Consider the following 13,154-nt stretch of genomic DNA (forward strand, 5'->3'; position numbering starts at 1 on the left):
GGAGCAGGTTTCATGAACGTTTTAACTCTAATAATGCGGAAGCCTAAGTTTCATGGCCGAAAATCAGTACAACCCGAAAGATATAGAACAACGTGTTCAGCAATACTGGGAAGAAAACAACTCATTTCAAGCAAATGACGATGTAGAAAAAGAGAAGTTCTACTGCCTCTCTATGTTCCCTTACCCAAGTGGTCGCTTGCATATGGGTCACGTGCGTAACTACACCATTGGTGATGTTATTAGCCGTTATCAGCGCATGCAGGGTAAAAACGTTCTCCAACCTATGGGTTGGGATGCTTTCGGTCTTCCAGCAGAAAACGCCGCGATTAATAATAATACCGCGCCTGCCAATTGGACCTACTCCAATATTGATTACATGAAAACTCAACTTCGCTCTTTGGGTTTTGGTTACGACTGGGATCGCGAAGTAACAACCTGTAAGCCAGACTACTACCGCTGGGAACAATGGTTCTTCACTCGTCTTTACGAAAAAGGCTTGGTTTATAAAAAGAACTCAACCGTAAACTGGGATCCGGTAGACCAAACCGTTTTGGCTAACGAACAAGTTATTGACGGTCGCGGTTGGCGCTCTGGCGCATTAGTGGAACAAAAAGAAATTCCACAATGGTTCATTAAAATTACCGACTATGCCGAAGAGTTGTTGGCTGACTTAGAACAGCTTGACGAATGGCCTGATCAAGTGCGCGCCATGCAGGCGAACTGGATTGGTCGCTCTGAAGGAGTAGACATTACCTTTAACTTAGGTAAAAACGGCAGTGACATAAACGATTTAACCGTTTATACCACTCGCCCTGATACATTTTATGGTGTGACTTATGTGGCAGTTGCTGCACAACACCCATTAGCTGAATTTGCAGCAAAATCGAATGCTGAACTTGCCACCTTTATTGATGAGTGCAAAAACACCAAAGTAGCCGAAGCAGAATTGGCTACCATGGAGAAAAAAGGGTGCGATACGGGCATTCACGCAGTACATCCTTTAACCGGTGAATTGTTACCTGTTTGGGTGGCGAACTTTGTATTGATGGATTACGGTTCAGGCGCAGTAATGGCAGTACCGGGTCACGACCAGCGCGACTGGGAATTTGCAACCAAATATGGCTTAACCATTAAGCAAGTTATCGCGCCAAATGAAGATGCAAAAGAAGAATGTGATTTAACGGCTTCTGCGTATACCGAAAAAGGCACGTTAATAAACTCTGAAAAATTCGATGGCCTAGCGTTTGACGATGCATTTAATAACATCGCAACTGCACTTGAAGAAAACGGCTTTGGTAAGCGCAAAGTAAATTACCGTTTACGAGATTGGGGCGTAAGCCGTCAGCGTTACTGGGGCTCACCTATTCCAATGCTTAACTTGGAAAATGGTGAATCGGTTCCTGTACCAGAAAGCGAACTGCCTGTAGTACTTCCTGAAGATGTGGAAATGAACGGGGTAACATCACCGATTAAAGCAGATCCTGAATGGGCGAAAACCACCTACAACGGTGAACCTGCACTGCGTGAAACAGATACCTTTGATACCTTTATGGAATCGTCATGGTATTACGCTCGCTACGCAAGCGCCACCAATCACGATGCTATGCTTGACCCTACGTCATCTAATTACTGGCTACCTGTCGATCAATACATTGGTGGTATCGAGCATGCCATCTTGCATTTATTGTACTCTCGCTTCTTCCACAAACTATTGCGTGACGAAGGCTTGGTAAATTCTGATGAACCGTTTAAACGTTTGTTATGCCAAGGCATGGTGCTAGCAGATTCTTACTATCGTGAAGATGACGCGGGCAAGAAAACTTGGTACTCACCAACGGAAGTGTCTACCGAGAAAGACGAAAAAGGCCGCATTGTTAAGGCATGGCTTACTGCCGATGGCGAACCGGTGATTCATGGCGGCATGACAAAAATGTCGAAATCGAAAAACAACGGTATTGACCCACAAGAAGTTATCGACCTATATGGTGCCGATACGGTGCGTTTATTTACTATGTTCGCTGCGCCTCCTGAGCAAACACTAGAGTGGGTAGATTCGGGCGTAGAAGGTGCTAACCGGTTCTTACGTCGTATTTGGAAGCTGGTAACCGAGCACGTTGAAAAAGGTGCCCCCGTTGCCCTTGATGCCAAAGCGCTGAACAAAAATCAGCAAGCATTACGCCGCGAAGTCCACAAGACTATTGAAAAAGTGTCTGATGATTTAGGTCGTCGCCAAACGTTCAATACCGCTATCGCCGCTATTATGGAGTTATTGAACCATCTTCAAAAAGCGCCACAAGAAGATGCGCAAGATATTGCCATTATGCGTGAAGCTGCAGAGTCACTTGTCTTGCTACTTAACCCTATCACACCGCATATTTCTCACGAATTGTGGAAAGTATTGGGGCAGACAAGCGATATCGATCATGCCCCTTGGCCTATCGCCGATAAAGCAGCCTTGGTTGAAGACGAAAAGCTTATTATCGTGCAAGTTAACGGTAAAGTTCGCGCTAAAATGACCGTGGCTGCTGATGCCAGCAAAGAGGCCATTGAAGAAGCGGCCAAAGCACAAGATAACGTGCAGCCGTTTATTGAAGGTAAAACAATACGTAAAGTTATTGTGGTACCAGGAAAACTTGTCAACATAGTGGCTAATTAATATGCGCCGTTTACTCCGTTACACAGTAGTATTGAGTGCACTTTTTGCACTTGGCGGTTGTGGATTTCATTTAAGAAGCGCCCCTAGCCTTCCTGAAAATGTAAAATCAGTGCTTATCACCAGTGCTCGCGCTCATGCACCTCTTGCAAGAGCGCTTCACAATCGACTTACCGTGTACGGGTTAAATGGCGTTTACCAGCAAGATAATACGTCGTCTACCGACGGCGTATCTTTGTATCTATTGCCTGAAAAATTAGAGCGTAGACTGCTTTCGGTTTACGCTTCAGGTCAAGTTGCTGAATACGAATTAATTTATACCGTGCGTTATCGGGTTCAATTCCCTGAAGAAGAAGCCATTATGGCTACCTTTGATGTAATGCGTGACTATCAAGATGATCCCGATCAGGTACTTGCTAAATCGAGAGAGCTTGAGCTAGTACTGGATGAAATGCGTGCCGAGGCAGCGGACATTATTATTCGTAGGCTCTCAAGCCAAGCCTCTGCCGCTAAGCTGATTGATTAAGCATGCAACTCTACCCAAACCAATTTTCCAATGAGATAAGTAAAGGATTAGCATCCTGCTACTTGGTGTTTGGTGATGAGCCTCAGCAAAAATTTGAGGTAATAGAGCAAATACGCACTACTGCAAAAGCCAATGGTTTTGATGAGCGCACAGTACTTGTGGCCGACACCGGCTTTTCATGGAACCAGCTGCTTGAAGCAACCCAAAGCATGTCGTTGTTTTCGAACCAACAGTTTATTGAGTTAGAACTTCCTACCGGAAAGCCTGGCGCAGAAGGCAGCAAAATGCTGCAAGAAGTCGCCAAAGGGTTAACCCAAGACACCTTACTGTTAATTCACGGCCCGAAAATTGGCAAAGACGTACAGCGTGGAAAATGGTTTAAAGTACTTGATGACATGGGCGTTTCTGTTCTGTGTTACCCCCTAGAGGGCAGACAGCTCAGTGCGTGGATCAGCAATCAAGTGAAACATCATCAGCTAACCATTAATGCAGCTGGAATGAAAATGATTGCCGATTTTTGTGAAGGTAATTTACTGGCTGCAAAACAAGAAATTGATAAGCTAGCCCTACTTTACCCCCAGCAGTCAGTCTCTGAAGCACAAATAGAACGGGCGATGGTAGATCAATCTCGCTACAACGTGTTTCAGTTAGTGGATGTCATGCTAAGCGGCGACGCCAATCGCTGCGTGAAAATGCTTTACCGCTTAGAAAGTGAAGGTTTAGAGCCAAATATTATTATTTGGGCGCTCATTCGTGAGTGGGAAGTCTTATGGATATTGAAAAGTGCTGCCGCTAATGGTGAAGCTATTCAATGGCAAAAGTTTGGTATTTGGCGTAACAGGCAAGGCTTCTATCAAAGTGCGTTAAATCGCCTTAGCATAGAACAATTGCTGCAAATTCAGGATGCTCTCACCCAAGCGGATTTAGCGTTTAAACAAAACGTTATTTCACGCCCTTTCGTGAAACTTTGCCATTTATGCATGATGTTTATGGCAATGGGTATTTTTCACCTTCCTTTGATGGAAGCCTAACATCTTGGCTATTTGCGCCATTTTAGGGGGTACGTTTAATCCGCCCCATTTAGGTCATGTATCGCCCGCACTCCATTTATTGCGTGCGCTTAATATCGACACCCTAGGTTTAATGCCTTGTAAATTACCGCCGCACAAATCGGTGGCCGTTAGCGAAGAACACCGGGTCAACATGGTGAAACTGTGTTGTGAGCAAGATAAACGCTTGTACCCCGAACTTATCGAACTCTCGCTACCTTCACCTTCTTACACGGTAAAAACCCTTCGGGCATTAAAAGAAAGAGACAATAAGACAATCTGTTTTTTCATTGGGGCCGATTCCCTGTATAATCTTAAGTCTTGGTTTGAGTGGGAGCGTTTGCTTGATTTCTGTCATCTAGTAGTAATGCGTCGCGACAGTGACACATTTACACCACCTGATGACTTGGTTGAGTGGTTAAAAGCCAACAAAACAGAGGACGTTCTGCAACTACATACTCAGCCTAATGGCTTAGTATTTCTTGCAGATACCCCATTACACCCTGTTTCATCAACGCAATTGCGCAGCGCCGTTCAAACGAACGCATCATCGACATTGCAGGAAACATATTTGAACGAAACAGCATTGCATGACGCAAAGTTTCAAGCCACGACATTAATAGCAAAGTGGCTGCCTAAGGCAGTCGAAGACTATATTCATACACATCGGTTATACCAAGAATTATCAAATAAGTGAGGAAACACTTGGAGAGTCAACAACTCAAGCAGTTCGTAAAAGAGAAAGTAGACGACATGAAAGGCCGCGATATTATAGAACTGGATGTTCGTGGCAAATCAACCATTACCGACACCATGATTATTTGCTCTGGTAACTCAAAGCGCCATGTTGTTGCTATTGCTGAAAATGTAATAGTGGAAGCTAAAAGCGCTGACGAAGCACCAACAAGCGTTGAAGGTAAAGAAACTGGCGAATGGGTATTAGTAGATTTTGGCGACGTTATTTTGCACGTAATGCAAGATGAAACCCGCGATTTCTATCAGTTAGAGAAGCTGTGGTCATAACAAAGCTAACCGCAGACTTATAGAAAAGGCTGCGGTCAACTTTGTTGGTAGTTTGATGTTCTAAAGGATTTACCCACTGTGCGTATACAAATTGTCGCCGTAGGTACAAAAATGCCCGCCTGGGTCACCACTGGGGTAGATGAATTCCTTCGCCGTTTCCCCGCCGATTTACCGGTGAGTTTCACCGAAATTCCAGCTGGTAAACGCGGCAAAAATGCTGATATTAAACGCATTTTAGAAAAAGAAGGCGAACAAATGCTCGCTGCTATTCCTAAAGGTAACCGCGTAGTGACATTAGAAGTCACTGGTAAGCCTTGGGACACCCCCACATTAGCCAAACAGTTAGATAATTGGAAAATGGATGGCCGTGATGTCAGCCTTTTGATTGGTGGGCCTGAAGGTTTAGCACCTGAATGTATTGCCGTATCTGAGCAAAAATGGTCACTGTCGGCACTTACCCTACCTCACCCTCTGGTTAGGATTATTCTTTCTGAAAGCTTATACCGCGCTTGGTCTGTTACTCAGAACCACCCGTATCATCGCGAGTGAGAGAATAGCCTTTTATGCATCGTAAGCGCCAAGCAATTCGAGACCACTCAGCTGAAGCAAACTTATTTGCCAGACGTGCGTCTATCGCCTTTATTATTGTTGTAATGATGTTAGGCGTGGTGCTGAATAACCTCTATTCCCTGCAGGTTGAACAACACGACGTTTACCAAACCCGTTCAAACGGAAATCGCATCAAGGTGTTACCTGTTGCGCCAAATCGCGGGTTAATTTACGACAGAAACGGCATTTTGCTTGCGGAAAACCGCCCCGTATTTAGCTTAGAGATCACACCTGAGCAAACCAACGATTTAGACGCCACCTTAGACGGATTAACCCAATTGATGGGCATCACTCCCGAAGAACGTGAAAGTTTTAATAGCAGCTTAAAGGGCCAACGTCGTTTTAAACCTATTGCCCTTCGTACTAAATTATCTGAAGTAGATGTTGCGCTGTTTTCTGCCAGCAAACATTTATACCCTGGGGTACAAATTGAAGCGCGACTAGCGCGTCATTATCCATACAAAGAAGCCCTCACCCATGTATTAGGTTATGTGGCACGCATCAATAAAAAAGATCTTCAAAAGCTGGTAGAAGCGGGGCAAGAAGATAACTATGCTGCCACCCACGATATTGGCAAATTGGGCGTAGAGAAATACCACGAAGAGTTATTGCACGGTTCAGTGGGTTACCAACAAGTGGAAGTGAATAACCAAGGCCGTATAATCCGTGTCTTAAACGTCGACCCACCTGTGCCTGGTAAAGATATTGTATTAAACATCGATCTTTCGCTACAAATTGCTACCCAACAAGCACTGGAAGGTCAACGCGGTGCAGTGATTGTAAGTGATGTAAAAACGGGGGGGATAATGGCGTTGTTTTCAAACCCAAGTTACGACCCGAACTTGTTTGTGCACGGTATTAGCAGAAAGAACTATTCTGCCCTACTAAATTCACCAGACCGCCCACTAATAAACCGCGCCACACAAGGTCAATACCCACCAGCATCCACTATTAAACCGCACCTTGGTCTAGTGGGGCTTGAGGAAGGGATAATCACCGAAGAATATACCATTCAAGATAATGGCCGCTATCAGTTACCCAACGTATCGCACACGTGGCGAGACTGGCGAAAATGGGGCCACGGCGAAGTAGATATTGCAAAAGCAATAGAGGTATCCTGCGATATCTATTACTACGACTTAGCTTATAAGCTGGGTATAGATAAAATCAGTGAAGCTATGTACGAATTCGGATTTGGTGATTTTACTGGTATCGATTTATATGAAGAGTCTGATGCAAATATGCCTAGTAGAGGCTGGAAGCGTGCGAGGTTTAACCAACCTTGGTATATCGGCGACACTATTCCTGTTGGTATTGGACAAGGGTTTTGGTCTACCACCCCTATTCAATTATCGCATTCAGTGAACACCTTGGTTAATCGTGGTGAGCGTATAATTCCGCAAATTATTCGCGGGTTCAGGCATGAAGACAGCTCGGTAGAAATTATTCCACTTAAAACCCTTAGGCCTATTGAGATTAAAAATCAGCATAATGTCGATATTGTTCTTAATGCAATGCACGATGTGGTGCATGGTGAAGAAGGTGGTGCTCGTCATACCTTTGCAGACGCCCCTTATCAATCTGCCGGTAAAACTGGGACTGCACAGTTATTTTCCGTGGGACAAGATGAAAAATACGATGCTGAAAAAATTGATGAGCGTTTGCGCGACAATGCCATGTATGTGGGCTTTGCACCTTTTGAAAACCCTGAAATTTCTGTGACAGTTGTACTTGAGAACGCCGGTGGCGGCAGTAAAAATGCCGCTCCTGTGGCCAAGAAAATCATGGACTTTTATTTTCGCGATCGGGTTTTCGACACCGAGATTAGCAAGGTTGACGAACAATGAAAAAGAACACGCTCAACCCAAATAAAACCAGTTTTTTACAACGTATTCATATTGATGGTTGGCTGTTTTTAAGCCTGTTAGTGCTTATGTCAGTGGGGCTGATAACCCTGTATTCCGCGTCAGGACAAGACAGCGGCCAAGTAGAACGCCAAATTACGCGCTTAGCACTAAGTGTGGCAGTTATGTTTGGCATTGCGCAAATTCCCCCCGGCGCATTTCGCCGCCTGTCGACTTACGCTTATATCGCGGGGCTCTTAATGCTTATCGCGGTGTTATTATTTGGTGACATGGGCAAAGGCGCGCAGCGCTGGCTCGATTTAAAAGTCATACGTTTTCAGCCTTCAGAGTTAATGAAACTCGCCGTGCCCATGATGGTCGCCTGGTATATTAGCCAGTTCACGCTGCCTCCTCGCACCATGAATATTGTGGTTGGCTTTCTAATGGTAGCTATCCCAACGGTACTCATTGCTAAACAACCTGATTTAGGGACATCGCTGCTTATTGCCAGCTCAGGGATCTTCGCGATATTCCTCGCCGGTATGAGTTGGCGGCTTATCGGTTTTGTTGCGCTGTTGCTCGGTGGTTTCGCGCCCATTATGTGGTTCTTTTTAATGGCTGAATATCAAAAACAACGGGTGTTGACGTTTTTAAACCCAGAGAGCGATCCACTCGGTTCAGGATACCATATTATTCAGTCGAAAATTGCCATAGGCTCAGGTGGCGTAGATGGAAAAGGCTGGTTGCAGGGCACCCAATCACAATTAGAATTTTTACCCGAACGACATACCGACTTTATTTTCTCGGTTTTCAGTGAAGAATTTGGCCTTACAGGGGTTATTGTTCTGCTGATTATTTACCTTTGCGTTATTTTACGTGGGCTTATTATTGCCAGTCGCGCTCAAGACGCCTACTCTAAATTACTGGCAGGCAGCATTACCTTAACCTTCTTTGTTTATGTATTTGTAAACATGGGGATGGTATCTGGATTACTACCTGTTGTGGGAGTGCCACTGCCTTTAGTAAGTTATGGCGGCACTTCTATGGTGACATTAATGGCAGGCTTTGGCATGCTAATGTCTATTGCCACTCAAAAACGACTAATGTCTCGATAACATGCGCACACTACTGTTAATACTGCTTGCTTCGTTCATACTCGCCGCGTGTAAGTCAGCGCCGAGTGGCCGCTATACTCAGCAGCAAGACACTGCTCCAAATCATGTGGCGAAAGTGCCCGAAACCTTGGATGCAGTCCCCAAGTATGAAGCATATAGAATGTTTAACAGTCGCCCTTATAAAGTGCTTGGTAAACATTATACCCCACTTACATCAGGTAAAGGATTTGAAGAAGTGGGATACGCCAGTTGGTATGGCCAGAAGTTTCATGGCCATTTAACCTCAAACGGTGAAACCTACAATATGTTTGCCATGTCGGCTGCCCACAAAACCTTACCGCTCCCCTCTTACGTGCGCGTAACTAACTTAGACAACGACAAACAAGCGATTGTGCGAGTGAATGATCGTGGCCCTTTTCACGATAATCGTATCATCGATTTATCTTATGCTGCAGCGGTAAAACTGGGGTATCACAATAAAGGTACAGCAAAAGTAAAAATTGAAGTCATTCACTTCGACCCCGAAAATAACGTGACAGTTGGTGTAAATCCAACCGTTTCTTACGATGAATACATTGGTATTGCCCCCCTTCCCTCAGCTTCATCATCTGAGGTCGCGGCTAGTGCCTCAGCACAAAGCGATAACCTTCAGCAAACATCAATGTCGTTAGACGGCTACTTTATTCAAGTGGCAGCGCTATCGAATCAGAAGAAAGCAGAGTCTATTTCGAATGTGCTTTCTGCACTTTATCAGGTGCCAACACACATGCCAGTAGTAGGCAACGTGTACAAACTTCAACTTGGCCCTATTGAAGATGAAGCCCTAGCTCATGAATTGTTAGAGCAACTTAAACAAAACGGCTACCCCCAAGCTTATAAGATAAAACAAACCTTATAACCCCCCCGTTTAAAAAACCGCCACAACTATGGCAACAATGTGGCGAAACGCGTTTCAAATCTGTCATTTATGGTGCTTTTTCGTTGTTTCGTAGCCTAATCTCCATTAACAGCTAAACTTTTTGGTTTAACCCTAGTCGAACTATGCGCCTTACGTTAGAATTCTAAATCAAGTAGTAGTATTAACTGTGTAGCATGCCTGCTGTTCAGTTATAAACGGATAATAAACGGTCAAAGAAAATAAAATCATGCTCAGAATAATTCAACGCGCTAAACCGTCTTTTCTCTCCTTCGCTTTTATGCTTTTCAGCGTATTAGCACTGTCAGCGAATGCAGCAGTGGTTACTCCACCTGCTCCATCGGTAGCGGCGGAAGGCTTTCTTTTAACCGACTTTGAAACCGGACACGTTATCGCGTCGAAAAACGCAGACATGCAATTGGCACCCGCCAGCTTGACTAAAATCATGACCATTTATGTGATTGGTAAAGAATTGCAAGCAGGTAACATTAGTCTTTCTGACGAAGTGACCATTTCTGAAAATGCATGGGCTAAGAAATTCCCAGATTCATCAAAGATGTTTATCGAAGTGGGTACGCAAGTATCGGTAAGCGATTTATTACGCGGTATTGTCGTGCAATCAGGTAACGATGCTTGCGTTGCCATGGCAGAGCACGTTGCCGGTTCACAGGCGGCCTTTGCCAGCATGATGAATGCGCATGCACAAGCCATTGGTATGACATCGTCTAACTTTGTTAATGCCCACGGCCTGCACGACCCAGATCACTACACTACCCCTCGTGATATGGCTGTGTTGTCTCGTGCACTTATTGCTGAAACCCCAGCAATGTACAAAATTTACAGCGAAAAAGAGTTCACCTTTAACGGCATTAAACAATATAACCGTAATAGCCTATTATGGGACAAGAGCTTAAACGTTGACGGCATTAAAACCGGTCATACATCAGATGCTGGATACAGCCTTATTACTTCAGCCTCACAAGGCGATATGCGCTTAATCTCTGTGGTCATGGGTACCGACAGTGAAAGAGCCCGTAAGGTTGAAAACAAGAAGCTGCTTAAGTATGGTTTCCGTTTTTACGAAACGCTAACCCCATACCAAGCTGGCGACAGTTTTGTTGCACACCGCATTTATATGGGCGATAGAGAAACCGTAGACCTTGGAATTAACCAATCTACCCCCATTACCATTCCACGCGGCCAAGCGGCTAACTTGGAAGCCAATTTTGAACTAGATAAAAAACTAGAAGCGCCACTGGCTAAAGGCCAAGTTGTAGGCACACTTTTCCTTCAACTTGAAGGCGAAGATGTGGCCAGCTACCCCCTTGTCACTTTGCAAGAAGTAAAAGAAGGCAGCATGTTTAACCGCATTAAAGATTACATTATGCTGCAACTGGGTTTCGACGAAGCGTAACATTACGCATCGCTACACTAGTTCAAGGGCGGCCTGATTGGTATAATCGGGCCGTTTTTGTATTTAATGACTGTATAAAAAGGATATCGCATGGATACCCGTTTCGATGAACTTCTAGATTTTCCAACAAATCAAACATTTAAAGTAATGGGCATTGCCCATGACGATTTACCTAATCACGTAATTGAATGCTTACAGCAGCATGCACCAGGTGATTATTCGCCAGCAGTAAAGCCAAGCAGCAAAGGTAATTACCATTCTGTATCAGTAAGTGTACGAGTGACCAGTAAAGAGCACATGGAAACTATTTACACTGAACTCGCTAAGTTAGAACTTGTAAGAGTCGTGCTATAAGTGAGTACCCTAACCGACTCTGTCATTATTCGGCAACTTGGCAGACAAAGCTACGAGCCAACATGGGCTGCCATGAAAGCATTCACGGATGAACGTAACGATACGACTGAAGATGAAATTTGGCTGGTTGAGCACGATCCTGTATTCACACAGGGCCAAGCAGGCAAAGCTGAACATATCCTGATGCCTGGCGACATTCCCGTGGTGCAAGTCGACAGAGGCGGTCAGGTAACGTACCACGGTCCAGGTCAGCAGGTAATCTACCTTCTTATCAATATTCGAAGACGCAAGTTAGGTGTACGTCACTTGGTGACAGCGATGGAAGATGCTGTGGTAGGCTTAATGGCCAAATACGGTGTTACCGCCTACCCTAAACCCGATGCACCAGGGGTTTACGTAGATGAGAAAAAGATTTGCTCACTGGGGTTAAGAATTCGTCACGGTTGCTCATTTCATGGTTTGGCATTAAATGTTAATATGGACTTGTCACCGTTTCAGCGCATCAACCCATGCGGTTATGCAGGTATGGAAATGATTGATACCGCCAGTCTGAATGGCCCAGATTCGATAAGTGTTGCCGGTGAAGTTCTCACCGACTTACTACTTGAAGCGCTTTCCATTACGGAAAAACGACATAAAGAAGGTTTTGATGAGTAACGCACGACCTGTAGCTGGAGTTAAACTCCGCGACGACGAAAAAGTAAAACACATTCCTGTCACCATTATTCCTACTGAAAAGGAAGAAATGCTGCGCAAGCCTTCGTGGATCAAAATTAAGCTGCCACGTAGCACCGATAAAATTGATCACATCAAGAAGACGTTGAGAAAGAATAAACTGCATTCTGTGTGTGAAGAAGCCAGCTGCCCTAACTTAGCTGAATGCTTCAACCATGGTACGGCAACCTTTATGATTCTGGGTGACATTTGCACCCGTCGTTGTCCGTTCTGTGATGTTGCCCACGGCAAGCCCCTACCGCCAAGTGCGGAAGAGCCAGAAAAACTAGCGAAAACTATTGCTGAAATGAACCTGCGTTACGTGGTAATTACTTCGGTAGACCGCGATGATTTACGTGACGGCGGCGCACAGCACTTTGTCGATTGTATTAACGCTATTCGTGAACACAGCCCCACTACCACTATTGAAGTGCTGGTACCGGATTTCCGTGGCCGCATGGATCGCGCATTAGAAATTTTCAAGAATGGTGTTCCTGATGTGTTTAATCACAACTTGGAAACTATTCCTCGCTTGTATCGCGAGTGTCGCCCTGGTGCAAATTATCAGTGGTCGCTAGACTTGCTCAAAAAATTTAAAGCGCAGCATCCAGATGTTAAAACCAAGTCCGGCTTGATGATGGGCATGGGCGAAGAAAACGTTGAAATTGAAGGCGTACTTCGTGATTTACGTGCTCACGACGTGGATATGTTGACACTAGGCCAATATTTACAGCCAAGTCGCCATCACTTCCCTGTTAAGCGTTATGTTCACCCTGATGAGTTTGATGCGCTAGGCGCTTACGCTAAAGACATTGGCTTCACTCATGCAGCCAGTGGCCCTATGGTTCGCTCTAGTTACCATGCCGACCAACAGGCAGCGGGTAAAGAAGTAAAATAAGTATAAAAAAAGCGGCTCTCACAGCCGCTTTTTTATTTG

13 protein-coding genes are annotated in these 13,154 nt (G+C 44.9%); all 13 read left to right on the forward strand.

What is annotated here, in order from left to right:
- Positions 1–52: 52 nt before the first annotated feature.
- A complete protein-coding gene (leuS, locus tag FLAVO9R_RS09350) occupies positions 53–2,656 on the forward strand; it encodes a leucine--tRNA ligase (RefSeq protein ID WP_159530723.1) in 2,604 nt (867 codons plus the stop codon).
- Between the two features lies 1 nt (position 2,657).
- Positions 2,658–3,179, forward strand: coding sequence for an LPS-assembly lipoprotein LptE (locus FLAVO9R_RS09355; protein ID WP_159530725.1), 522 nt, complete (start codon positions 2,658–2,660; stop codon positions 3,177–3,179).
- 2 nt (positions 3,180–3,181) lie between these two features.
- Positions 3,182–4,210, forward strand: coding sequence for a DNA polymerase III subunit delta (holA, locus tag FLAVO9R_RS09360; RefSeq protein WP_159530727.1), 1,029 nt, complete (start codon positions 3,182–3,184; stop codon positions 4,208–4,210).
- Positions 4,211–4,214: 4 nt separating this feature from the next.
- The gene (nadD, locus tag FLAVO9R_RS09365; RefSeq protein ID WP_159530729.1) at positions 4,215–4,925 is read left to right on the forward strand and encodes a nicotinate (nicotinamide) nucleotide adenylyltransferase; all 711 of its coding nucleotides are present in this window, start codon (positions 4,215–4,217) and stop codon (positions 4,923–4,925) included.
- An 8-nt stretch (positions 4,926–4,933) separates the two neighbouring features.
- On the forward strand, positions 4,934–5,251 hold the full coding sequence (rsfS, locus tag FLAVO9R_RS09370) for a ribosome silencing factor (protein ID WP_159530731.1): 318 nt from the start codon (positions 4,934–4,936) through the stop codon (positions 5,249–5,251).
- A 78-nt stretch (positions 5,252–5,329) separates the two neighbouring features.
- On the forward strand, positions 5,330–5,800 hold the full coding sequence (gene rlmH / locus FLAVO9R_RS09375) for a 23S rRNA (pseudouridine(1915)-N(3))-methyltransferase RlmH (protein WP_013784369.1): 471 nt from the start codon (positions 5,330–5,332) through the stop codon (positions 5,798–5,800).
- Positions 5,801–5,814: 14 nt separating this feature from the next.
- Positions 5,815–7,707 carry a penicillin-binding protein 2 gene (gene mrdA / locus FLAVO9R_RS09380; protein ID WP_159530733.1) on the forward strand — a complete coding sequence of 631 codons (1,893 nt, stop codon included), beginning with the start codon at positions 5,815–5,817 and terminating at the stop codon, positions 7,705–7,707.
- A complete protein-coding gene (rodA, locus tag FLAVO9R_RS09385; protein WP_159530735.1) occupies positions 7,704–8,819 on the forward strand; it encodes a rod shape-determining protein RodA in 1,116 nt (371 codons plus the stop codon). The genes mrdA and rodA overlap by 4 nt, the downstream gene beginning before the upstream one ends.
- Before the next feature lies 1 nt (position 8,820).
- Entirely contained in the window at positions 8,821–9,717 is an 897-nt protein-coding gene (locus FLAVO9R_RS09390; RefSeq protein WP_159530737.1) for a septal ring lytic transglycosylase RlpA family protein, read from the forward strand.
- A gap of 247 nt (positions 9,718–9,964) precedes the next feature.
- Positions 9,965–11,149 carry a D-alanyl-D-alanine carboxypeptidase family protein gene (locus FLAVO9R_RS09395; protein WP_201299255.1) on the forward strand — a complete coding sequence of 395 codons (1,185 nt, stop codon included), beginning with the start codon at positions 9,965–9,967 and terminating at the stop codon, positions 11,147–11,149.
- Between the two features lie 90 nt (positions 11,150–11,239).
- A complete protein-coding gene (gene ybeD, locus FLAVO9R_RS09400) occupies positions 11,240–11,503 on the forward strand; it encodes a DUF493 family protein YbeD (RefSeq protein ID WP_013784374.1) in 264 nt (87 codons plus the stop codon).
- Positions 11,504–12,160 (forward strand): lipoyl(octanoyl) transferase LipB, encoded by a 657-nt coding sequence (gene lipB / locus FLAVO9R_RS09405; protein WP_159530739.1) that lies wholly within the window; start codon positions 11,504–11,506, stop codon positions 12,158–12,160.
- A complete protein-coding gene (lipA, locus tag FLAVO9R_RS09410; RefSeq protein ID WP_013784376.1) occupies positions 12,153–13,115 on the forward strand; it encodes a lipoyl synthase in 963 nt (320 codons plus the stop codon). The genes lipB and lipA overlap by 8 nt, the downstream gene beginning before the upstream one ends.
- Positions 13,116–13,154 lie beyond the last annotated feature (39 nt).

The organism is Alteromonas sp. 38 (assembly GCF_902506055.1).
GTDB classification, from domain to species: Bacteria; Pseudomonadota; Gammaproteobacteria; order Enterobacterales; family Alteromonadaceae; genus Alteromonas; species Alteromonas lipotrueae.